18 protein-coding genes are annotated in these 21,634 nt (G+C 68.3%); 11 read left to right on the top strand and 7 right to left on the bottom strand.

Going from position 1 to position 21,634, the window contains the following annotated elements; all coding sequences use genetic code 11:
* Positions 1 to 35: 35 nt before the first annotated feature.
* On the bottom strand, positions 36 to 380 hold the full coding sequence (locus ABZ370_RS33330; protein WP_358628502.1) for a DUF6415 family natural product biosynthesis protein: 345 nt from the start codon (positions 378 to 380) through the stop codon (positions 36 to 38).
* Between the two features lie 117 nt (positions 381 to 497).
* Positions 498 to 1,700 carry a helix-turn-helix transcriptional regulator gene (locus ABZ370_RS33325; protein WP_358628499.1) on the bottom strand — a complete coding sequence of 401 codons (1,203 nt, stop codon included), beginning with the start codon at positions 1,698 to 1,700 and terminating at the stop codon, positions 498 to 500.
* Between the two features lie 120 nt (positions 1,701 to 1,820).
* On the opposite strand from ABZ370_RS33325, the gene ABZ370_RS33320 reads away from it, so the two are divergent.
* On the top strand, positions 1,821 to 2,297 hold the full coding sequence (locus ABZ370_RS33320) for an NUDIX hydrolase (protein WP_358628496.1): 477 nt from the start codon (positions 1,821 to 1,823) through the stop codon (positions 2,295 to 2,297).
* Between the two features lie 125 nt (positions 2,298 to 2,422).
* Here ABZ370_RS33320 and ABZ370_RS33315 read toward each other — a convergent pair whose 3' ends face one another.
* Positions 2,423 to 4,876 (bottom strand): hypothetical protein, encoded by a 2,454-nt coding sequence (locus tag ABZ370_RS33315; RefSeq protein WP_358628493.1) that lies wholly within the window; start codon positions 4,874 to 4,876, stop codon positions 2,423 to 2,425.
* 573 nt (positions 4,877 to 5,449) lie between these two features.
* A complete protein-coding gene (locus tag ABZ370_RS33310; RefSeq protein ID WP_358628490.1) occupies positions 5,450 to 5,731 on the bottom strand; it encodes a hypothetical protein in 282 nt (93 codons plus the stop codon).
* Positions 5,732 to 5,825: 94 nt separating this feature from the next.
* Here ABZ370_RS33310 and ABZ370_RS33305 point away from each other — a divergent pair, with 94 nt between their 5' ends.
* From ABZ370_RS33305 to ABZ370_RS33285, 5 genes are all read left to right on the top strand, one after another.
* Complete coding sequence (locus ABZ370_RS33305) at positions 5,826 to 6,206, top strand: hypothetical protein (protein WP_358628487.1); 381 nt, start codon at positions 5,826 to 5,828, stop codon at positions 6,204 to 6,206.
* A gap of 155 nt (positions 6,207 to 6,361) precedes the next feature.
* Positions 6,362 to 8,998, top strand: a complete 2,637-nt coding sequence (locus ABZ370_RS33300; protein ID WP_358628484.1) for a tetratricopeptide repeat protein — start codon at positions 6,362 to 6,364, stop codon at positions 8,996 to 8,998.
* A 393-nt stretch (positions 8,999 to 9,391) separates the two neighbouring features.
* The gene (locus ABZ370_RS33295) at positions 9,392 to 10,066 is read left to right on the top strand and encodes a LysE family translocator (RefSeq protein ID WP_358628481.1); all 675 of its coding nucleotides are present in this window, start codon (positions 9,392 to 9,394) and stop codon (positions 10,064 to 10,066) included.
* A 209-nt stretch (positions 10,067 to 10,275) separates the two neighbouring features.
* Entirely contained in the window at positions 10,276 to 11,439 is a 1,164-nt protein-coding gene (locus tag ABZ370_RS33290) for a hypothetical protein (RefSeq protein ID WP_358628478.1), read from the top strand.
* Positions 11,436 to 11,888, top strand: a complete 453-nt coding sequence (locus tag ABZ370_RS33285; RefSeq protein WP_358628475.1) for a hypothetical protein — start codon at positions 11,436 to 11,438, stop codon at positions 11,886 to 11,888. Before ABZ370_RS33290 ends, ABZ370_RS33285 begins: the two co-directional genes overlap by 4 nt.
* Here the strand turns inward: ABZ370_RS33285 and ABZ370_RS33280 are convergent.
* Positions 11,855 to 12,382 (bottom strand): GNAT family N-acetyltransferase, encoded by a 528-nt coding sequence (locus ABZ370_RS33280; protein WP_358628472.1) that lies wholly within the window; start codon positions 12,380 to 12,382, stop codon positions 11,855 to 11,857. The two genes, ABZ370_RS33285 and ABZ370_RS33280, sit on opposite strands and share 34 nt — an antisense overlap.
* Before the next feature lie 46 nt (positions 12,383 to 12,428).
* On the opposite strand from ABZ370_RS33280, the gene ABZ370_RS33275 reads away from it, so the two are divergent.
* Entirely contained in the window at positions 12,429 to 13,250 is an 822-nt protein-coding gene (locus tag ABZ370_RS33275; protein WP_358628469.1) for an exodeoxyribonuclease III, read from the top strand.
* On the opposite strand, the gene ABZ370_RS33270 is transcribed toward ABZ370_RS33275, so the two are convergent.
* Positions 13,244 to 14,023, bottom strand: a complete 780-nt coding sequence (locus ABZ370_RS33270) for a MerR family transcriptional regulator (RefSeq protein ID WP_358628466.1) — start codon at positions 14,021 to 14,023, stop codon at positions 13,244 to 13,246. The genes ABZ370_RS33275 and ABZ370_RS33270 overlap by 7 nt on opposite strands.
* 171 nt (positions 14,024 to 14,194) lie before the next feature.
* On the opposite strand from ABZ370_RS33270, the gene ABZ370_RS33265 reads away from it, so the two are divergent.
* From ABZ370_RS33265 to ABZ370_RS33250, 4 genes are all read left to right on the top strand, one after another.
* Entirely contained in the window at positions 14,195 to 15,721 is a 1,527-nt protein-coding gene (locus tag ABZ370_RS33265) for an NAD(P)/FAD-dependent oxidoreductase (RefSeq protein ID WP_358628463.1), read from the top strand.
* Entirely contained in the window at positions 15,718 to 16,731 is a 1,014-nt protein-coding gene (locus ABZ370_RS33260; protein WP_358628460.1) for an alpha/beta fold hydrolase, read from the top strand. Before ABZ370_RS33265 ends, ABZ370_RS33260 begins: the two co-directional genes overlap by 4 nt.
* Positions 16,728 to 17,633 carry an SDR family oxidoreductase gene (locus tag ABZ370_RS33255; RefSeq protein ID WP_358628457.1) on the top strand — a complete coding sequence of 302 codons (906 nt, stop codon included), beginning with the start codon at positions 16,728 to 16,730 and terminating at the stop codon, positions 17,631 to 17,633. The genes ABZ370_RS33260 and ABZ370_RS33255 overlap by 4 nt, the downstream gene beginning before the upstream one ends.
* Before the next feature lie 121 nt (positions 17,634 to 17,754).
* Positions 17,755 to 18,045, top strand: coding sequence for a hypothetical protein (locus ABZ370_RS33250; RefSeq protein ID WP_358628454.1), 291 nt, complete (start codon positions 17,755 to 17,757; stop codon positions 18,043 to 18,045).
* Positions 18,046 to 18,207: 162 nt separating this feature from the next.
* Here ABZ370_RS33250 and ABZ370_RS33245 read toward each other — a convergent pair whose 3' ends face one another.
* Positions 18,208 to 21,558 (bottom strand): S41 family peptidase, encoded by a 3,351-nt coding sequence (locus ABZ370_RS33245; RefSeq protein ID WP_358628452.1) that lies wholly within the window; start codon positions 21,556 to 21,558, stop codon positions 18,208 to 18,210.
* Positions 21,559 to 21,634 lie beyond the last annotated feature (76 nt).

Below are 21,634 nucleotides of genomic sequence, written 5' to 3'. Positions count from 1 at the left end.
TAGCCATGGGCAGCAGCTCCCGCCCGGTCTTCAGGTCACCGGTCGCGCTCCTGGGCGAGTCCGGCGTTGTCGAGCAGGAACTGCAACGTGTAGCCCAGGCTGCGCACGTGCCAGTCAGCGGACTGCAAGCCGGAGCCAAGCCCCTGGGCCATCTCATGGGAGATGGTGTTTAACCTGCTGCGCTTTGTGTACCAAGCCACGGTGCCCCGGTTCAGCCTGTCGATCTGCTTCTCCGCCAGCGGCATCAACGTCTGGACGTGCTCCAGCAGCGTCTTGTGCAGGTCACACAGTTCCTCGTACGGGGGAAGTACCGTCCGCTTGACCAAGGCGCGGGCGATCGCCTCTCCGATCTTGTCTGCGTCTACCTGGTCAACATCCACGGGTGGGCAACTTCCCCAGGCTCAGGCGGGCTTGGATGAGGAAACCGTAGGAACAAAACACGGGGTGGACCCGGAGAAAAATTCCGGGTCCACCCCGCGACGTCGCGAAGTCAGCGACTAATCGAGCGCGCCAAGCCCCAACGCGAGTTCGCGCACGTCGCGTCGCGGACTGCGCTTGTACAGCCGACGTGCCAGGTCGCGGGCGAACCCATGTGCCCGCATCTGCTCAGGGGCGTTCTTGTATGCACGCTTCAGGTGATCGATTGCCTTGTCTGTCTGCCCGGCCTCCCCGTAGGCCCGAGCGACGTCGAGGCGCGCCCGCGCCCGGCGCTCCAGGGGGAGCCCGGCAGGCTTCACCTTCGGAGCTATGTCGACAGCCAATTGCACATTTTCGAACTCAAGCGCCAGCGCCAGCCGGTGAATCTCGACGTTGGAGGGGCCGAAAGACGTCCACATCTCGTTGGCGTCGCCACCGAGCCGTTCGGCTGCCTCCTGAGCCTTATCGATCATCTGATCGGCCAGATGCCGGTCACGCAGACGTGCGGCCGCAACAGACCCGTTCAGCAGAAGCGTCCCGTACAAGGACAGCGAAACGGGTGACGTCTCCCACCAGCCCTGGGGCAGCTCCCCGGCAGCGTCCTGCGTGACGCTCACTGCTTCCGCTGCCAGCCCGGCACCGAGCTGGACGTGTGCGACGCACCGACGGAGCGCGACGATGGCGGTCAGGTCTCCTGAGGCGCTTGCAGCAACGTCTCCCTGATCTGCGGCCGTCCAGGCGAGGTTGGTCTCACCGAGCTTACGGAGGAAGGCCGCTGTGACATGGCATGTCAGGGCGAACAGCCTCAGAGCCTCGGCCTTGTCCTTCCCTGCGGAATGTTCCTGCGTGGCCATCCGCGCGTCCGCCAGCAGCGACGGAAGGCGAGCTGCCAGCTTCGCGTACTGGGCATGCTGGTACAGGTCCCAGGCGTCGTTGACTTCGACGGCAAGGCGCTCCAGGCGCAGCGGTTCACGGGCGTCGTACAGGGCGCCAGCCAGACGTCTGGACTGCATGAGGGCGGCGCGGATGGCTGGCACGCTGCCCGCGTGGTCTTCGTGATCGTCCAGGAGTGTCGGGGCCCCTTGCAGATCTTCTACGTGGACCCGGAGGGCGTTCGCCAGGTCCGCCAGCATCTTGACGTTGTTCACCGGGATGGTTCCGGCCTCGACCCGGTACACCCAGTCTTCCGAGCGGTTGAGCAGTTCGCCGAGTTGCCATTGATGGAGGCCGCGACGCTGTCGGTAGAACTTCACGCGCTTGCCGAACGGACGGCGGTCAGTCATGCCACGCACCGTTTTGATCACCTCACTCTGGTCAGCCGAGTGTCACACGCTGAGCTACGTCCCTGGTAGGTGGCCACACCGGCCCCAGGGTTTCCGGACCACGGCCAGTAGGCTCGCGGCATGTCCGAGAACGAGCAGGTACAGCGCATGGCACGGCCGCGCATGGCAGCAGGCGCCGTGTTCTTCGACGCTCAGGGCCGCGTCCTGCTGGTCCGGCCCTCGTACAAGCCGAAGTGGGAGATCCCCGGCGGGTACATCGAGACGGGTGAGTCGCCCCTGTTCGCGTGCCGTCGTGAGGTCGAGGAAGAGCTAGGCATCAAGCCCCCCATCGGCCCGCTCTTGGTGGTCGATTGGGCCCCGAACGACGCCGAGGGGGACAAGGTCCTGTACCTCTTCGACGGCGGAGAGTTGAGCCCGGACACGGCAGCGTCGATGAAGCTCGCCTCTGACGAACTGCTTGCCGCCGAGTTCCACGCCGTGGAAGATCTCGATCAGCTCCTGATCCCGCGCCTCGCCCGCCGAGTGAAGCGGGCGGTAACCGCACGGGCCCATGGGCACCCTGTGTATCTGGAGCACGGCGAACGGCCCACCGATTAGTCCGCCATAAACACTCAGATCGGATGGGTTCCGACCTTTTCTACTGAGGGCTGCAGCTCATCTCGAACGACTGTCCAGGGGCAGCGAGGCCAGTGCACAATGTGGCGCTGTTGCAGCGCGGCCGCTTAGGGCGCGCTCGACCTCTGCCTCATGGTACCGGCTGCGCTTTCCCAACTACCGCTAGCCGAAACCCCATCCAGTGCATGTCCTACTCGCTGGGACTTGGCCATTCTGCGCGGATAGTCACTCCACATTTCCGCGTATGGAGATGTCTCCTCTGAGGAGAATCGCAGGAAATCACCTGGAGCCGAAAAGCAAGCAGCCGTCATCACATGTTGCGCCACTCCAGTGGATGGAAGTTTCAGCCAGTCAAAAGGAGATGGGTTGTGCACATCAAGCTTCACGCCTCGGTGGTTTGCCAGCGTAGTTACGGATCTGCCGAAACCGTCTGACCTGTGCCCCGAGATGGCGAAGGAAATGCGAGAAAATCCAGAGTCTTCGATCAACTGCACGGCAGATTTGATCGCTGACAAACTAGCCCTAAATCTTTCGGGGTCGGGAACGTCCCTGCCTCCGTGCAGCCAATCGTTCCGGACATTGTGAACATCCCCGGAAACGAGGGTGCGACTAATTTCCAGGAGGCGTTTGAGAATCATCTCCCGTGATTCATCTGTTAGGTCAAGGAACGGGACGGAATGCCGGAATGGAAATTTCTGCAGTTCCTGTCGGCTAGCCCAATCGGGAATCAGCGTCAGGGGGCGTGTATTGGCTTCTCGCTCACCGGCTAGACGCTTGAGTTCTGCACTGATGCACTGAAAGCCGCGGCAAAGAGCATAGAGGGCAGGCTTCTTGTCACCGTCGTATCTCAGTTGCTCATCATCGCTTCGTCGTACAGCGTTGTGCAACCACGCGAAAGAAGTATTCTCGTGACTTCCCTTGCGATACACGAAAGGGCGTCGATCCATAAAGTGGTCGTGCGTCAGCCCCCAGATAGTGAATGCCAGGCTGTCGCAAAGTGTTTCCTCTAGTTCTACGAAATAACTTCCAGCATTATTCCGCACCTTCTCAGCGAATTCATCAACGGTCGGTCCTAGTGGGCCGCCCGGGCCCATGCGGAGCGTTCGCTCCATGTCTTCATGTAGGCGCCAGAACCTAGCATGGGGGTCACTGATTGACGCGGACGCGAAGCCGAGCTTCCACAAAATAAGAGAGATAAAATTCTCGTCTTCGGTGGCGCCCTCGCGTAGTCCCAGCAATTCACATGCGGCTACGGCATTACTCTTGCGCACTAGCACTAGAGTTTCGACAACTTCCCGAGGGGATTTGCTCTGCAAGTACTCCTCAAGGCGTGCTTCTAGGCTGGCGCCCTTAGCGGACCGAAGTTGCCATTCCAGTTCCTCCCTGTCGTCCATGTCTGTGAGTCTGTACATGCGCTCCACGAGGTGGCGAAGACGCAAAGGGGCTAGGTGCATTGCGGCCGAGCGAACGCGAACACCCAGTGAGCCGACTTCCGCGAACAGTCGGAAGTCGGCGAAGGAGGCATTGTCATTTACTAATGGTCTCCGCACCTCCGTATCGGGAACCATGATCTGCCCACTGTGCACCAGGGCATCGATCCCCTGGTTGATGTCGCGATCTGCCGTCGTCAAACTAAGCTGCATCAAATGTGCCCGACTCATGCCGGCGACTATCTGGGCAGCATTTCCAGTAAGCCTTAAAGTCTGACAGGTCTCTCGCAACTGACCCCGTGTGTTATCTAGTAACCATGCCGTAAGTGAGCTCAACTCTTCCAGTGTAAGACAGTCGCCCAGGATGGAGATCAATGGATCTCCTAGAGTGTCCAGCGAAGAGTTCACCTTGTCGGAGAAGATCTGAGTGATGAATGAAGCCCAAGCGCTGGGCGTCTCGCTATCCTTCTTTAGAGTCTTGGCCCCCTCTTCTCGATGTTTATTGATCGAAGCGTCACGGCTGGTCGTGAAGTGGACGGAGTGAATTTGATGACAATTCACGTCGCTACAGTGAACGAGATTCGCGTATTGCTGAGGTGGGTAGAACCTGTGGGACTTGCTGGAGAGTAGCCCGTATGGCCCGGTTACGTAGTCATACATCTGGAAGACGCCTTGGGGGGTCCCTTCCAGTACATCCAATGTGTCAGACAAGTCTAGAGTGCGTGTGTCTTCCCCGATACTGGGGTGCTCGTAGGCCCGGTCATACAATTCTCGACCGAAGATGAACGGGTAATTTATCTTGCGTTCGATGATCTGACGGCTAATTGCTTCCTGCAGGCGGAGCATGTCTGTAGCCTGAGGGTCAATCAGCAAGTCAATCCAGGATAGTTCCAGTAGACAGAAAGTGCGGGCTTCTGGGATTGGGATTCGTCTTTTCGCGAAGGCTTGAACCTTGTCGTTGCCGTATGGTGTCAGCTTGATCGTCTCTGTCAGTTGAGACGGAGGCTTGTAGTTGCTTGCGATTAGACAAGTTCCAAGGAAATCGCTCAGTATGTTCAGGCGGAAAATCTTGTCCCGCGTGTCATCGTCGGCGTACTTAGAGAGCAACTCTTCCTTGGTCAGCGGGTTCACGGTTCCCCCTCCTGCCTGCCAGCCAAGCTCTACTGGACACGCTACGGCCTAAGGAGGGGCTGCGTCGATGCTTTCGGGGAAGTGTGCGTTGGGCTTAGCTCGGTTCTAGCTGTCGGGCGGAGCGGTGCTCTGGCCGCCCAACGGGGCGCCGGCCATACTTGGCATGCTGCGGCGTAGCGAGCACGCAATCGAACCAAAATGCGATCACGGTGGTGCGGGGGTAATCGAGCGTCCTTGCGGTTCTCAAGTACCACCCATTGCACTTCAATGCAGGCCTTGAGAAGTCCGCAGGGTAAGCGTGGCACGGAGATACTGCACAGCAGCAGGTCAGAGGTCGGTGCAGCGGAGCTGGGCGGTCTGATCCAAGGAGGGCCTGGCTCGGTTGATGGAGAACTGAGTCGTTGAATCTTCGGGCCTCACCGGCCGTCGGCTGCGGCCGGGAACTGCCGGAGCAGGCGTTCCCAGCCGCGGGTGGCCTGACGGCAGTCGTTGACGGCAGCGGGGGTGCACATCGCAGTATCGCAAGGCTCAGCCGCGTACAGGGCGGGCTGGGGCGAGGTGTCGGCGGACTGATCACCACATCAGCGTGACGAACTTGTAAGTTGGTGGTCGCCGCGCGAGAAGCCGTGTCCAGAACGAGCGGTAGACCACGGTCAACAGTGGGTCTCCGGACCTCTCACCCGAGATCACTTCAGGTTTGTTTGTGCAGGTCAGCGCGGTGACCAACCGCGAGGTGCGAGTGATTCCCAAGCTCAGCGTCTGGCCGTTGCTGTACAGCAGCGAAGTGCGGCAACCATCGCGATCGCCCCGGCCGACACCACCGCGGATGACCGTGTGGTGGCAGTCATTCGCCATGATCCGCTGCGTTTCGGCTTGTCCGGGTGGCGCAGGGTGGGGCGTGCAAGCATGGGCTGTTCGTATGTGTTGACGGCGTGCATCGGGGGCGGATGTGCAGATTCAGGCTGTGGTGCGGTGGCTGGCGGCGGTGGTCGGTTCGGTCGTGGCGTTCTTCGCCGTAGCGGTTCCCTGGGCCGTGCTGGTGGACGGGGGCGATGATCCGTGGGACGTGATCGGTCCGGTGGCGGGTGTGGTCGCGGCGGGAGTCCTCGCAGCGCTGGGCTGGTGGGCGTCCCAGGCTGGCGGGTCCGGGGCAGGGGAGGCAGCGACTCGCCGGGTGCGGCAGTCGGCGCGTGGGCGAGGTGCCATCACGCAGACGGGCGGTGATCACGGTGCGGGAGCTCGGGCACGGCGTCGTCCGGTACGGGAGGACGTGAGGCAGAAGGCGCGCGGTGACGGTGATATCGACCAGGTCGGCGGCAACCGCGCCTGAGACGGGGGCTAGTAGTGGTGGAGCGCTCGGGGCAGCGCCGTACGCGGCAGAGTGCCAAGGCAGGGCGAGACCTGATCCAGGTCGACGGGGATCTGTATACGCAGGGCTCCCCTGCGTCGGGGGCGGAGGTCGAATGGCCGGTGTGGGTGGGATCAGTGCCACGGCTGGCAGCGGCTTTTCAACCACGCAGCGCCATTCGTAAACGGGTTGCCCGCGCCCGTGCCGAAGGCAGCAATGCGGCCCTCTCACAGGTTTTGGTGGGCGACGGCGGGGTTGGCAAAAGCCAGCTCGCGGCCTCACTCACACGCGAATTGCGGGACCAAGAACGCTCTGATGGTGGCGGTCTGGATGTGTTGGTGTGGGTGAAAGCTACTGAGCCCGACACGATCATCGCCGCCTATGCGGAGGCCGCCGAACGGCTGAGCCTTCCAGGAGGCGCTTCGGACGACAGCGCGACCGCTGCGGAGGTGTTTCTGTCCTGGTTGGCAGCCACCGAGCGACGGTGGTTGGTCGTGCTGGACGACATCACCGACCCGGAAACCATCGACACGTGGTGGCCGGACGGCAACGCACGCAACGGCCGGGTCCTGGCCACTACCCGGCGCGATCACGCCCTGCTCAGCGGCCAAGGCCGCAAGCTGATCCCCCTTGCCCTCTACACCCCGGAAGAGGTCCGTGGCTACCTCCGTCGCCGCCTCACCGACGCCGGCCACGCTCACCTCTACGCCCCCGACGACGCCGACCATCTCGCCGAGGAACTCGGCCATCTCCCGCTCGCCCTCGGCCACGCCGCCGCTTACGCGATCAACAAACGGTGCACCATCGGCGACTACCTCACGCGCTTCCGCGACACCAGCAATCAGTTGAGCGACCTACTCCCGCCGAACGCCGATACCGAAGGCTACGGACGCCCCGTCACCACCGCACTTCTGGTCTCCCTCACCGCAGTGCAGGCTGCCGACACCACCCACCTCGCCCGGCTCCTGCTGGAACTCATCTGCCTCATGGACCCCCTCGGCCACCCCGCCGACCTGTGGGCCACATCCCCAGCCCTCCGGTACCTGCGCGCCGCGCGCCCGGGATACCGCCGCTGGCTACGCCGACACCATCCGGCGGTGACGGAGCAGGAGATCCGTGACGCGTTGGAGTGTCTGCGCACTTACGCCCTCATCGCGCAGGATTCCAATGGGGCGCCCATCCGCGTTCATGCGCTGACGGCCCGCGCCATGCGCGAGACCATCCAGCCCGAGGCTCTGCAAGGGATCGCGCGTAGCGCGGCAGACGCGATACTTAGTCTCTGGCCGGACCTCGATCATCAGGACCGGGAACTGTCCACAGTCCTGCGCGCCAATACCGTGCAGCTCGACCAGCACACCCACCCTGCCCTATGGAAGCCCGTAACCCACGGGTGCATAAGCCAGGTCAGCAGCAGTTTTACCGCTGCGGGCCTCTACAACCAGGCGGTTGAGTACGACCAGAGAACCGTTCAGCGAAGCATCCACATTCACGGCTCCGACCACCCCAGCACCCTCGACGCCCGCCACAACCTCGCCATTTCCTACAGCGACGCGGGGCGGGGTCAGGAAGCCCTCGACCTGCGTGAGCGGGTCCTGGCCGACCGTGAACGCCTCCTCGGCTCCGACCACCCCAACACTGTCGCCGCTCGCAGCAGCCTCGCCGTTTCCTACAGCAACGCGGGACGGGTCCAGGAAGCCCTTGACCTGCGTGAGCGGGTCCTGGCCGACCGTGAACGCCTCCTCGGCTCCGACCACCCCAGCACTCTCGACGCCCGCCACAACCTCGCCATTTCCTACAGCGACGCGGGGCGGGTCCAGGAAGCCCTCGACCTGTGTGAGCGGGGCCTGGCCGACAGTGAACGCCTCCTCGGCTCCGACCACCCCGACACCCTCACCGCCCGCCACAACCTCGCCATTTCCTACAGCGACGCGGGGCGGGGTCAGGAAGCCCTTGACCTGCGTGAGCGGGTCCTGGCCGACCGTGAACGCCTCCTCGGCTCCGACCACCCCAACACTGTCGCCGCTCGCAGCAGCCTCGCCGTTTCCTACAGCAACGCGGGACGGGTCCAGGAAGCCCTCGACCTGCGCGAGCGGGTCCTGGCCGACAGCGAACGCCTCCTCGGCCTCGACCACCCCAACACTCTCGCCGCCCGCAACAACCTCGCGAATGCTTACAGTGACGCGGGGCGGGGTCAGGAAGCCCTCGACCTGCGTGAGCGGGTCCTGGCCGACCGTGAACGCCTCCTCGGCTCCGACCACCCCACCACCCTCGACGCCCGCCACAACCTCGCCGTTTCCTACAGCGACGCGGGGCGGGGTCAGGAAGCCCTCGACCTGCGTGAGCGGGTCCTGGCCGACCGTGAACGCCTCCTCGGCTCCGACCACCCCAACACTGTCGCCGCCCGCCACAACCTTGCCGTTTCCTACAGCGACGCGGGACGGGATCAGGAAGCCCTCGACCTGTGTGAGCGGGTCCTGGCCGACCGTGAACGCCTCCTCGGCCTCGACCACCCCAGCACTCTCGACGCCCGCCACAACCTTGCCGTTTCCTACAGTGACGCGGGGCGGGGTCAGGAAGCCCTCGACCTGTGTGAGCGGGTCCTGGCCGACAGTGAACGCCTCCTCGGCTCCGACCACCCCGACACCCTCGCCGCCCGCAACAACCTCGCCCGCATGCACGATGCTGCACAATCCCCACAGCAATCGGACACGGCAACCCCAGCAACCGCCCTCGACTGCCACCAGCCCCCAGATTTTCCCGAGCAATCGGGGTGACCCTAAGGGCCTGATTCCGATGGAGTTATGGACCAGAAGGCTCCTGACATCCATTGCCGACATCAACGATGCCAGGCGGGGCACACGCCAACACTCTTGTTCGGTTGCCGCGCCAGCGGGCCACAGCGTCAAGGTGACCTCTTGACCGAACTCCTAAGGCAGTGGTCAGCGAGTGCTGTACAGCAGAGAAGTACAGCAACCACCTCGACCACCGTCGATCGACATCGGCCCCGGCCGACCGACTGACCAGCCCAGCAGACGTCAGCGACCGCCCCGCCCGTAGTTCGCATCGAGGGGGTCAGGGGTTCAAATCCCCTCAGGTCCACCGCAGCTCGAAGCCCCCGCCGGGGAAATCCGGCGGGGGCTTTGCTTGTGGGGGATTAGCCTGCGGGCATGTTCACTTCAGCTCTTGCCTTCGCGGGTGTCGCCGCGCTCATCAATGTCACCCCGGGACTGGACACCCTGCTCGTGCTGCGCACCTCGGTGTCGCACGGGCGGACCGCCGGGCTGGCCGCGTCGCTCGGGATTCTGGCCGGATGTCTGGTGTGGGGGTTCGCGACGGCGGTCGGGCTGACGGCGCTGGTCACGGCCTCGCGTGTGGCGTACGACACGCTGCGGGTGGCGGGGGCGGCGTATCTGGTGTGGCTGGGGGCGTCGGCGCTGTGGCGGTCGCGGCGGGCGGTGGCGGAGCCGCAGGGGGCGGCGCCGGAGGGGGCTGAGCCGCGCGGTGTGGATGTGGAGGGGGCGGTGCCGCGTGGGCGGTGGGCGGCGTTCCGGGCGGGGGTGGGGACCAATCTGCTCAACCCCAAGGCCGGGGTCTTCTACATGAGCCTGATTCCCCAGTTCACCCCGGACGGTGCCTCGGTGTTCACCGCGACCCTGGTGTTCACCGCGATCGACATCGTCGAGCTGGCGCTCTGGTACTGGGTGGTCTCCGGTGCCGCCTCCGCGCTGAGCGGGCGAATCCGGCGGCCGGCCTTCCGGCGCCGGATGGAGCAGGTGAGCGGGGTGGCGTTCTTCGGCTTCGCGGCGAACCTCCTCGCGGAGGGCGGGCGCAGGACGGCCTGATGTGGCCGTCCGTGGCGCCGCGCTGACGGAGCGTCCGATGTCATGGAATCGTGCTGACGCCGTTCTTGTTGTGTGCGGGCCGTGAGACAGGTGATGGCACTGGCGAGGGGCGCGGGCATAGTGGGGGCATCTCAGATGGACTTGGCGCGAAAGCGCCGTCGCTTGAGCCATGCACAGCAGAACACAGCAGCACAGGGGGATAAGGCGCCATGCCACTCATACGCCGTTCCACGGCGGCGGCCGCCGCCATGGCCGCACTGCTCGTGGTCACCGCCTCGGCCTGCGGGCCGAGTGAGGACAAGGCCGGTTCCGAGTCGGGTGCGACGGCCGCGGCCGGCCAGCAGGGCGACAACGGGATCAAGCTGCCCGAGGGTGTTCCGACGAGTCTGGACGACCTGAAGAAGTGGAAGGAGGGCGGGTGGAAGAACTGGGACAAGTGGGCACGTGACGCGTCCGATTTCGCCAATCCCGTCATCAAGAACTTCTGGCGGCCGTCCCGGATGTCCAAGGCGAAGGACTCGCCCAATACGCTCTCCACGCAGAGCGCGGGCGAGGGCCAGGCCGGGACCGATCCGGAGCCGCCCGCCGTACCGGCCAAGCAGGTCTCGCGGCCGTACCACCGGAACATGGCGCCGGTCGGGAGGGTGTTCTTCGACAGCCCCGAGGGGCCGATGGTCTGCTCGGGGACGGTCGTCGAGGACCCGGCGCACCCCGGCAAGTCGAACATGGTGTGGACCGCGGGCCACTGTGTGCACTCCGGCAAGAAGGGCGGCTGGATGCGCAACATCGTGTTCGTGCCGTCGTACAACGACAGCGGGCTGTCCGCCGCCAAGGCCGAGACCGCGGCCCAGCGTGAGGTCACCCCGTACGGCGTGTGGTGGGCGGACTGGTCGCAGACCTCGTCGCAGTGGATCGACACGGGCGGCAAGACCGGAAACGTGGGTTCCGCGTACGACTTCGGGGTGCTGCACGTGAAGCCGGAGCACGGCGGCGGCAAGTCGCTGGAGGAGTCGGTCGGGGCCGCCGTGCCGGTGTGGTTCGGGGCGCCGTCGGCGAACGGGGTCAGCTCGATCGGGGCGTACGGCTATCCGGCCGCACCGCCCTACGACGGGGCGAAGATGTTCAACTGCACCAGCAGGCCGGGCCGGTTGTCGTTCGCGCCCACCACGCCGACCATGTACCGCATCGGCTGCTCGATGACCGGCGGCACCTCCGGCGGCGGCTGGTTCGTCAACCGCGGCGGCAAGACGGTGCTGGTGTCGAACAGCTCGATCAGCTCGAATGAGCACACCTGGCTGGCCGGTCCGCATCTGGGGGCCGATGCGAAGGGCGTGTTCGGCGCGATGAGCAAGAAGTTCGCCACCAAGGGATGAAGCGGCTGACGAATGAGGGAACCCGCTCCGGCGACGGGGCGGGTTCCGCCGTACGGGCCGTACAGCCGCATCACATCGCCGCGTTCGGCTTCACACTGAGCGGCGCGGCCCTCTACGAGCGGCTGCGCGGCGGGCGCGTCTACACCTTGTGCGACGAGTCGCCCCTCCTCGGCCGCCTCACCACCGCGGCCCTGTGCCTGGTGCTGGCGGCCGCGGTGATGGCCGTGGTGGGTGCCTGGGTGACGCAGGAGAAGGCGCCGCGCCACCGGGCGGTCCCGTGGGTCTTCGTCGCCGTGATCGCCGCTCTGGTGGTGACGGCGGACGGGGTCGACGCCTACGGGGAGCGCGAAGCGGCCGCGATCGCCGCCCATGACGGTTTCGACGGGGTCGGGCGGTGTGACGAGGCGACGCGGATCTACGATGCCACGCCCGGATGGTTCTTCTGGTGAACGGCGTCCTCCGGGACGGCTAGGGGCTTGCCGAGGCAGCGGCTCAGCTCGTCGAAGCGGTACAGCCCGAACTTCTTCACCGGCTCATAGCCCGATGAGGTGTACAGCGCGATCGCCTCGGGCTGCTTGATGCCCGTCTCCAGAACCATCCGGGTGCGCCCCGCCGCCCGGGCGCTGTCCTCCAGCGCCGCGAGGATCAGGCGGGCCAGGCCGCGTCCACGCGCCTCGCTTATGACGAACATCCGCTTCAGCTCGGCGTCCCCGTCCTCGTAGCCCTCTTCGTTACGCTCCTGGCCGCGCCAGCCGCCGGTGGCCACCGGGCGGCCGGTCTCGTCGTAGGCGATGAGGTAGAGGCCGCGGGGCGGGTCGAAGTGGGACGCGTCCAGGGGTGTCATGTCCCCTTCGTCGTCGTAGCGCTCGGCATACTCCGCCTGCACCTCGTCGTTGAGCCGCACCGCGTCGGGGTGGTCAAAGCGAACCGCTCGGATATTCATGCGGGGGATCGTACTTCTATGCGAGTGGGGCGGCATTGGATTTTCCATGTCGTATCGTGCCGTAGTGCTTTCCGTGACGACCGTAAATGTGAACGGGCTGCGTGCCGCCGCCAAGAAGGGCTTCGTGTCCTGGCTGGACGGTACCTCGGCCGATGTGGTGTGCCTCCAGGAGGTGCGCGCCGAGCCGCGCGAACTGCCCGAGGCCGTGCGTGAGCCGGACGGCTGGCACGTGGTGCACGCCCCGGCGGCGACCAAGGGCCGGGCGGGGGTGTCGGTGTACGCGCGGCGCGAGCTGGAGGGCGTACGGGTCGGCTTCGGCTCCGCCGAGTTCGACGGCAGCGGCCGCTATGCGGAGGTCGATCTGCCGGGCGTGACGGTCGGCAGCCTGTATCTGCCCTCCGGCGAGGTCGGCACCGAGCGGCAGGACGAGAAGGAACGCTTCATGGCGGAGTTCCTTCCGTACCTCAAGGGGTTGCGCGAGCGGGCGGCGGCCGACGGGCGCGAGGCGCTGGTCTGCGGCGACTGGAACATCGCCCATCAGGAGGCCGACCTGAAGAACTGGAAGGCCAACCGGAAGAAGTCCGGGTTCCTGCCGGAAGAGCGTGCGTGGCTGTCGAGCGTCTTCGAGGAGGCGGGCTACGCGGACGTGGTGCGCGGGCTGCACCCGGACGTCGACGGTCCGTACTCCTGGTGGTCGTACCGGGGGAGGGCGTTCGACAATGACGCGGGGTGGCGCATCGACTATCACGTGGCCACCCCCGGGCTCGCCGGGCGGGCGCTGAAGGCCGTCGTGGAGCGGGCCCCGGCGTACGACCAGCGGTGGAGCGACCATGCCCCGGTGACGGTCACGTACGGCGCCGCTCACTGATCCGGCGGCGGGCGCCCGGTGTCCTCGGTGCGCTCGCCCGCCGAGGCGCCCGGCTCGCCCGCCCGTTGCTCCAGACCGGCCCGCAGACGGCGGTCCATGGCCATCGACAGCTCGGCGTCCACGACGCTCTTCGCGAGCGGCCGCAGCCGCTCCACGGTCTCGCCGATCTCCTCGCCGCGATTCTTGGCGTCCGCCAGGACGTGGCTGATCAGCAGGGTGGCGAAGGTCTCGGCGATGGCGTCCACATGCCCCCGGACCTCGCGCCCGGCCGCGAGGACGGCCGACAGCGGGATGCCCTGGGCGACCAGGGCGCGCGAGGCGTCCAGCAGTCGGCGGCTGATGTGCACGATGTCGTCGCCGTCGACCGCGAGATAGCCGATGTCGAGGGAGACGGTGAGGTTCGCCGCGGTGGCCTCGCCGTCGAAGTAGTCGGCGAGCGCCTGAGGGGTGAGCCGGACCGGGGTCTCCTCGGACCAGGACGGAAGGCCGCCGTCCAGCCCCAGCAGTTCGCCGACGTCCCGCCGCCCGCTCTCGAACGCGGCGATCAACTCGGCTATCCCGCCCAGGGTGTGGCCGCGCTCCAGCAGGGCGGTGATGGTCCGCAGCCGGGCCAGGTGGTGGTCGTTGTACCAGGCGATACGGCCTTCCCGGCGGGGCGGCGGGATCAGCTTGCGCTCCCGGTAGAAGCGCAGGGTGCGCACGGTGATCCCGGCTCGCTCGGCCAGTTCCGTCACCCGGTACTCGCGCACCTGGTCCGCTTCGCTCGTCGCCACAGCAGCAGCCTATGCCGACGGCGGTGGTGTGTGACCGCCGGTAACTAGGTTATCCACAGCCCCTACCGCTTGCCGCGTCCCTGTCTTACGCTCCCATCGTGCCAGTGAACGCTGGCACGGTTCGGAGCGGTTCAGGAAGTTCGGGCAGTTCGAGCGGCGGGAGGTGGCGGCATGACGGGTGGGCCGACGCGTGAGCATGTGCGGGTGGCGGTGATCGGGTCCGGATTCGGCGGGCTGGGCGCGGCGGTGAGGCTGCGCCGCGCCGGTGTCACCGACTTCGTGGTCCTGGAGCGGGCCGGTGCGGTCGGCGGGACCTGGCGGGACAACAGCTATCCGGGCTGCGCCTGCGATGTCCCGTCCCATCTCTACTCCTTCTCCTTCGCCCCCAACCCCGACTGGCCGCGCACCTTCTCCGGCCGGCGGCACATCCGCGCCTATCTGGAGCGGGTAGCCGACACCTTCGGGCTGCGGCCGCACCTGCGCCTCGACACCGAGGTGCTTTCCCTGCGCTGGGACGGCGCGGCGCTGCACTGGGAGATCGAGACGGCGCGGGGGCCGCTGACCGCCGATGTCGTGGTGAGCGCGACCGGCCCGCTCTCCGATCCGAAGATCCCGGACATCCCGGGGCTCGACGGCTTCCCCGGCAAGGTCTTCCACTCCGCGCGCTGGGACCACGGCTACGACCTGCGCGGCAAGCGGGTCGCGATGGTCGGTACCGGCGCCTCGGCCATCCAGATCGTGCCCGAGATCCAGAAGGAGGTGCGCGGGCTCACCCTCTTCCAGCGCACCCCGCCCTGGGTGCTGCCGCGCATGGACCGCCGGATCACCGGCGCCGAGCGCTGGCTGCACAGCAGGCTGCCGGTGTCCGGGGCGCTGCGGCGCGGGCTGCTGTGGGGCATCCGGGAGTTGCAGGTCGGGGCGTTCACCAAGCGGCCCGCGGAGCTGGGAATCGTGGAGCGGCTGGCCGGGGCGCATATGCGGCGAGCCATCAAGGACCCGGTGCTGCGGGCCAGGCTGACCCCCCGCTACCGCATCGGCTGCAAGCGCATCCTGCTGTCGAACGACTACTACCCGGCGCTCGCCCAGCCGCATGTGGAGGTGGTCGGCGGGCTCAAGGAGATCCGCGGCACCACGCTCGTCGGCTCCGACGGCACCGAGACCGAGGCCGACGCGATCATCTTCGGGACGGGCTTCCATGTCACCGACCTTCCCATCGCCCAGCGCGTGACCGGGGCGAAGGGCACCACGCTCGCGGAGGAGTGGAAGGGCGGCATGGAGGCGCTGCGCGGTACCAGCGCGGCGGGCTTCCCCAACTTCCTGACGGTCATCGGGCCCAACACCGGGCTCGGCAACAGCTCGATGATCCTGATGATCGAGGCCCAGCTCACCTATCTGACCGACTATCTGCGGCAGTTGGACGCCCTCGGCGGCAAGGTCGCCCTGGACGCCCGGCCGTCGGCGGTCCGCGCCTACAACGACAGGGTCCAGGAGAGGATGAAGCGCACAGTGTGGAACTCGGGCGGCTGCGACAGCTGGTATCTGGACGACAACGGCCGCAACACGACCCTGTGGCCGGGCTCGACCGGCGAGTTCGCCAGGGTCACCCGGCAGGTGCGGCTCGCGGAGTACGAGGTGCTGAGGCAGTCGGCCGGAGCCGGTGAGGGCGCGGAGTCCGCCGCGGGGAGGGGATCGCGGTGAGGCGCGCCCCCTACGTCACCTCCGGGCCGTACGCCCCGCCGACCGGCGCGCATGAGCTGACCGTCACCTCGGCGGACGGCGCCCGGCTCCACGCGGAGCTGCACGGGCCCGCCGACCCCGCCGCTCCCGCCGTCGTCCTGGTGCACGGCTGGACCTGCTCGACCGCCTTCTGGGCGCCGGTCCTGCGGGAGCTGGCCGCCGACCACCGGGTGATCGTGTACGACCAGCGAGGCCATGGCCGCAGCGCCGCCCCCGGTCCCGGCGGCTACAGCACCGACGCGCTCGCCGACGACCTGGAAGCGGTGCTGGAGCAGGCCCTGGAGCCGGGCCGCCGGGCCGTGGTCGTGGGCCACTCCATGGGCGGGATGACGGTGATGGCCGCCGCGGGCCGCCCGGCGCTGCGCGAGCGCGCCGCCGCCGTGGTGCTGTGCAGCACCGGCGCCTCCCGCCTGGTCGAGCGGGCGCGTGTGGTGCCGCTGCGCTCCGAGCGGGCACGGGCGCGGATACATCGCGCGATACTCGGAGCGCGCGTCCCCATGGGGCCGGTTACGCCGGTCGCCAAGCGCCTGCTGCGGTACGGGACGATGGGCCCGGGCTCCGCGCCCGCCATGGTGGAGGCGTGCGCGCGGATCGTGCATGCCTGCCCCGGCGCCGTGCGCGCCGGTTGGGCGCATGTCATGGGCGGCCTCGATCTGGACGCCCGGGTCGGCCTGCTGACCATGCCCGCCACCGTTATCGTGGGCACCGCCGACCGGCTGACCCCGCCCGAGCACGCCCGGGCCATAGCGGCCGCGCTGCCGCACTGCACCGGTCTCACCGAGCTGCCCGGCCTCGGCCACATGACGCCCGTGGAGGACCCCGGGGCGGTGAGCGGCGTGATCCGCCGCCTCGTCATGGATCACCTCGTCACGGAATACACGGAAGAGACGGAATACACGGAATACGGGGATGCCCCGCGGGCCGCCGGGACCGGCGAGGCCCCCCACACAGTCGAGGAGCGGACGTCATGAGCGCGCGCGGGAGGCTGGAGGGCCGGGTCGCGGTGGTGACCGGCGCGGCACGGGGAGTCGGCGAGCTGCTGGCCCGCAGACTGTCCGCGCGCGGCGCCAGGGTGGCGCTGGTGGGCCTGGAACCGGAGGAGCTGAAGCGGGTGTCGGGGCGGCTGCCCACCGACTCCGAGTACTGGCACGCCGATGTCACCGACTCGGAGGCGATGGCCAAGGTCGCGGAGGAAGTGGTGGCACGCTTCGGCGCGGTGGACATCGTCTGCGCCAACGCCGGGGTGGCCACCGGCGGTCCGTTCCTCGACACCGACGAGACGGCCTGGCGGCGGGTGGTCGAGGTCAATCTGCTGGGCAGCGTCACCACGGCCCGCGCCTTTCTGCCCGCGCTGATCGCCAGCCGTGGCCATCTGCTGCAGATCGCCTCGCTCGCCGCGCTCGCGCCCGCGCCGATGATGACCGCGTACTGCGCGTCCAAGGCGGGGGTCGAGGCGTTCGCGCACTGTCTGCGCGCCGAGGTGGGTCACCGGGGCGTGACGGTCGGCGTCGGCTATCTCAGCTGGACCGATACCGACATGGTGCGCGGCGCCGACCGGGACGAGGTGATGCGGGAGTTGCGGTCGCGGATGCCGTGGCCCGCGGGGCGTACGTATCCACTGGGGCCGGCCGTGGACCGGCTCGTCGCCGGGATAGAGCGCCGCTCGGCCCATGTGTACGCGCAGTGGTGGCTGCGCGGGATGCAGCCGGTGCGCGGTCTTCTGCCCGCGCTGATCGGGGCGGTGGGGCAGCGTGAGATGCGCTGGGCCGAGCCCCGGCTGGCGGCCACCCGCGGGCAGCGCGGCCATCTCGTGGGCGAGGGCGGCGCGGCGGACGAGCGGGCGCGCACCGCCCGTACGCAGAGTCACCGGTAACCCTGTGTCAACCGCCCTGACCTGGGAATTCGTTAGATGTAGTCGATCGAAATGCGGAGTATGTCCCTGCGTGTAACTCTGGTCGGGCCCGATCCCTTTCACCCGATGAGGAGTGACACAGATGGGGAAGGACGAGTTCAGCGAGAAGGCCCAACAGGCCAAGCGCAAGGCGCAGGGTCAGCAGGGCCAGCCGTCCCAGCGTGGTCAACAGGGTCAGCAGGGTCAGCCGTCCCAGCGCGGTCAGCAGGGCCAGCAGGGCCAGCAGGGCCAGCGAAGCGAGCGGGGCCAGGAGCCGCGCCGTGACCAGGACCGGCCCGAAAGCCGTGAGCAGGCCGAGCGCATGAGCCGGGAGCGCCGTCAGCAGGGCATGGGCGACGAGACGCGGGACCAGGAGCCGTTCGAGGAGATGTAAGTCGTCTCGTCGGCAGGTTCCTTGGCGGGCCCGCCAAGGGCTCGCGAAGAGTGTGCGCGAGGGGGCGCATCCGTCAGGGGATGCGCCCCCGGCACGCATGGAGGCCACGCACGCGGGCCTATTCCAAGAGCCCGGCAGGGTCCGGCGGCTCAGCTCAGCCGCTCAACTATCGGCCCGTGGGGGGAGTTTCGGGCGGCGTCGGTCCGGGACCTGGCCGTAGTCCGGCGGGGCTGCGGCCGGATGCCGCTCCAGCAGGTCCAGCGCCGTACGCACCGCGACCCCCAGCTGCGGATAGCGGCCCTCCGCCCAGTCCAGCGGGGAACGGGGCGCCGGAATGTCCGGCTCCACGCCATGGTTCTCAACCCCCCACCCATAGGCGTCGAACCAGGCGGCGTTCATCGGCACCGTGATCGCCGAACCGTCGCCCAGCGGGTGGCGGCCGGTCATGCCGACCACACCGCCCCAGGTCCGCAGCCCCACCACCGGGCCGATGCCCTGGATCTTGAAGGCCGCGGTGATCATGTCGCCGTCGGAGGAGGTCGCCTCGTCCGCGACCGCGACGATCGGCCCGCGCGGCGCGTTGCTGGTGTACGACACGGGCTGGGCGTTGCGCGTGAGGTCCCAGCCCATCACGGTGCGGGTCAGCTTCTCGACCACCAGCTCGCTGATGTTGCCGCCCGCGTTCCCCCGGACGTCCACGATCAGCGCGGGGAACGACACCTCCCGGCGCAGATCCCGGTTGAACTGCGCCCAGCCGGAGCCGCCCATGTCCGGGATGTGCAGATAGCCGCACCGCCCGTCGCTCAACTGCCGTACCACCGACCGCCGCCGGGCCACCCAGTCCTGGTAGCGCAGCGGCCGCTCGTCGATCAGCGGGACGACCGCGACCCGGCGCGGCGGGCCCTCGCCGTCCGGGGAGGCGAAGGTCAGCTCGACCGTGGTGCCGCCCGCGGCGGTCAGCAGCGGATTGGGACCGGCCACCGGGTCCACCGGGCGGCCGTCGACGTGGGTGAGCCGGGCGCCCTCGCGGATGCCGGAGCCCGCGAGCGGCGAGCGCGCCCGGGAGTCGGAGGACTCGCCGGGCAGGATGCGGGAGACCTGCCACCCCCCGTCCTCGGTGGGAGTGAGGTCGGCGCCGAGCAGTCCGATGGGGCGCTGGTAGTGGGGCGGGCCCTCGTTGCGGCGCGCGGCGCTCACGTACGCGTGCGAAGTGCCCAGTTCGCCCAGGACCTCGCGCAGCAGATCGGCGAACTCGTCGGGGGAGGCGACCCGTTCGACCAGCGGCCGGTACTGGTCGAGCACCCCGTCCCAGTCGACGCCGCACATGCCCGGCTCCCAGAAGTAGGCGCGGGTGATGCGCCCCGCCTCCTCGTACGCCTGCCGCCACTCGGCCTCCGGGTCGACGGTGTGCTGGATGCGCCGCATGTCGATCTGGGCCGTGGAGTCGCTGTCGCCCGACTCGGTGGCGGGCACCGCTCGCAGCTCGTCGTCGTCGACGACGACGAGCCGGGAGCCGTCGCCGCTGACCCGGAACCAGTCCAGCTCACTGGTGAGTTCGGTGCGCTTGGCCTTGGCCAGGTCGAAGTGTTCGAGGGTGGGGCGGTCGGAGGTGTCGGCGGGGTTGGCGAACGTCTCGCCGAGCGCACCCGAGATCGGCCAGCGCAGCCACACCAGGCCGCCGCCGCTGACCGGCCACAGCGAGGAGTACTTGGAGGCGGCCACCGGGAAGACGGTGACCCGGCTGGGCAGCCCCTCCACCTCGACGGTCACCGTGCCGTCGCCCTCCCCGCCCCCGGCGCCGTCGTCCGGGTCGAGTCCGCCCGCCGCCGGGCGGCCCTCGGTGGAGAGCGCGAAGGGGGAGGGCGTGGCGGAGGACAGCGGTACGAGGTAGGGGCGGCAGCCGAGCGGGAAGGAGAGGTCGCCGGTGTGGACGTCGTAGACGGGGTCGAAGCCGCGCCAGGACAGGAAGGCGAGGTAGCGGCCGTCGCTGGTGAAGACCGGTTCCTCGTCCTCGAACCGCCCGCTGGTCACGTCCACTATGGTCCGGTCCGCCAGCCGCGCGATCTTGATGGAGCGCAGGGTGCGCCCGATGCCCGGATGCGACCAGGCCAGCCAGGCCGAGTCGGGTGAGAAGGCGAGGTCGGCGACGGGGCCGTTGAGCGACCGGACCAGCTCGGTGACCTCGCCGTCCCCGTCCGCGGAGGTGTCCACGAGGAGCAGCCGGCCGTCGTTGGCGGCGACGGCGAGCCGGTCGCCGTCGGGCGAGGGCTCCATCTCGTGCACCCGCCCCAGCCGGTCGGCGGCCAGCCGCCGCGGTTCGCCCGTCTCGCTCGCCCGCGGCAGGTAGGCGATCTCGATCGCGTCCTGGCCCTCCGCGTCCGTCACATAGGCGACCCGCCCGCTGGAGCCCAGGATCTCGGGCGTCCGCACCCGGACGCCCGGGGCGTCGGCGAGGGTGCGGGCGGGGCCGTCGCGGTGGGTGAGCCAGTACAGGCTGCCGCGTACGCACACCGCGCTGGCCCGGCCGGTGGTGTCCACGGACAGCGAGTCGACGTGGGAGGCGGCCGGTACCTGGTAGGGCCGCCGCCCGGTCCGCGCCCCGCCGAGCCGCACCCGCAGCCGACGGGGTTCGGTCTCCGGGCCGAGGTCGTCCACCAGCCACAGGTCGCCCGCGCACTGGTAGACGACGCGGCTGCCGTCGGTCGAGGCGTGGCGGGCGTAGAAGTCGTCGTGGTCGGTGTGACGGCGCAGCCCGGAGCCGTCGGGGAGGCAGGAGTAGAGGTTGCCGACGCCCTCGTGGTCGGAGAGGAACGCGATGCGGCCGCCGACCACCATGACCGAGTCCAGGTGGCCGCCGAGTTCGGGCAGCAGCCGGGTGCCGCCGAGCCACAGCCGGCCGGTGGCACCGCCCCGGTAGCGCTTCCAGGTGGCGGGCTCGTGCGGCGGCTTGCCGGTGAGCAGCAGGGTGCGCCGCTCGCCGTGCTGGCCGGAGGCGGCGATGTGACCGTCCCCGATATCGGCGACGTCGGGGACGTCGGCGACGGCGATGTCGGCCACCGGGCCCCAGGGCAGGCGGCTGCCGGGGCTGCCGTCGGTGGGCAGGCTGTAGGCCCAGGAGAAGTGCGAGAACGGCTGGCCGTGCGAGGACACGGCGAGGATGTGGGAGTCGCCGTCCGGGCCGGGCGTCGACCAGCCGCAGACCCGGGCGTCCTCGCTGCCCCAGTAGGTCAGCCGCCGGGCGGGGCCGCCGTCCACGGGGGCGAGGTGGATCTCGGGGTCGAGGCTGCGCCAGTTCGTGTAGGCGATCCGGGAGCCGTCGGGGGAGAAGCGTGGGTGTCCCACCCGCGTGCGGTCGACGGTCAGCCGCCACGCCCGTCCGGGGGGTTCACCGCCGGCGGTCAGGGGGGCGACCCAGAGGTCGTCCTCGGCGACGAAGCACAGCAAGTCGCCGTGCAGATGCGGAAATCGCAGATAGGCGCGGTCGGTATCGCTGGTTTCCCTCACCTCATCCATGGTTTCGGGCCCGGTCCGCCAAAGCAACTCCAATCTGTGACGCACACCACGAGCGAAACGACGCGGTTTCGCTAAA

Source organism: Streptomyces sp. NPDC005962 (assembly GCF_040629205.1).
Classification (GTDB): domain Bacteria; phylum Actinomycetota; class Actinomycetes; order Streptomycetales; family Streptomycetaceae; genus Streptomyces.
This window is presented reverse-complemented; position numbering and strand designations above follow the sequence as displayed.

What these genes read in the sequence shown, in the direction of transcription:
- ABZ370_RS33295 (WP_358628481.1), top strand. Translation starts at nt 9,392, where the DNA reads ATGTTCACTTCAGCTCTTGCCTTCGCGGGTGTCGCCGCGCTCATCAAT.
- ABZ370_RS33290 (WP_358628478.1), top strand. Translation starts at nt 10,276, where the DNA reads ATGCCACTCATACGCCGTTCCACGGCGGCGGCCGCCGCCATGGCCGCA.
- ABZ370_RS33325 (WP_358628499.1), bottom strand. Translation starts at nt 1,700, where the DNA reads ATGACTGACCGCCGTCCGTTCGGCAAGCGCGTGAAGTTCTACCGACAG.
- ABZ370_RS33265 (WP_358628463.1), top strand. Translation starts at nt 14,195, where the DNA reads ATGACGGGTGGGCCGACGCGTGAGCATGTGCGGGTGGCGGTGATCGGG.
- ABZ370_RS33285 (WP_358628475.1), top strand. Translation starts at nt 11,436, where the DNA reads ATGAAGCGGCTGACGAATGAGGGAACCCGCTCCGGCGACGGGGCGGGT.
- ABZ370_RS33275 (WP_358628469.1), top strand. Translation starts at nt 12,429, where the DNA reads ATGTCGTATCGTGCCGTAGTGCTTTCCGTGACGACCGTAAATGTGAAC.
- ABZ370_RS33320 (WP_358628496.1), top strand. Translation starts at nt 1,821, where the DNA reads ATGTCCGAGAACGAGCAGGTACAGCGCATGGCACGGCCGCGCATGGCA.
- ABZ370_RS33310 (WP_358628490.1), bottom strand. Translation starts at nt 5,731, where the DNA reads ATGGCGAATGACTGCCACCACACGGTCATCCGCGGTGGTGTCGGCCGG.
- ABZ370_RS33255 (WP_358628457.1), top strand. Translation starts at nt 16,728, where the DNA reads ATGAGCGCGCGCGGGAGGCTGGAGGGCCGGGTCGCGGTGGTGACCGGC.
- ABZ370_RS33280 (WP_358628472.1), bottom strand. Translation starts at nt 12,382, where the DNA reads ATGAATATCCGAGCGGTTCGCTTTGACCACCCCGACGCGGTGCGGCTC.
- ABZ370_RS33245 (WP_358628452.1), bottom strand. Translation starts at nt 21,558, where the DNA reads ATGGATGAGGTGAGGGAAACCAGCGATACCGACCGCGCCTATCTGCGA.
- ABZ370_RS33250 (WP_358628454.1), top strand. Translation starts at nt 17,755, where the DNA reads ATGGGGAAGGACGAGTTCAGCGAGAAGGCCCAACAGGCCAAGCGCAAG.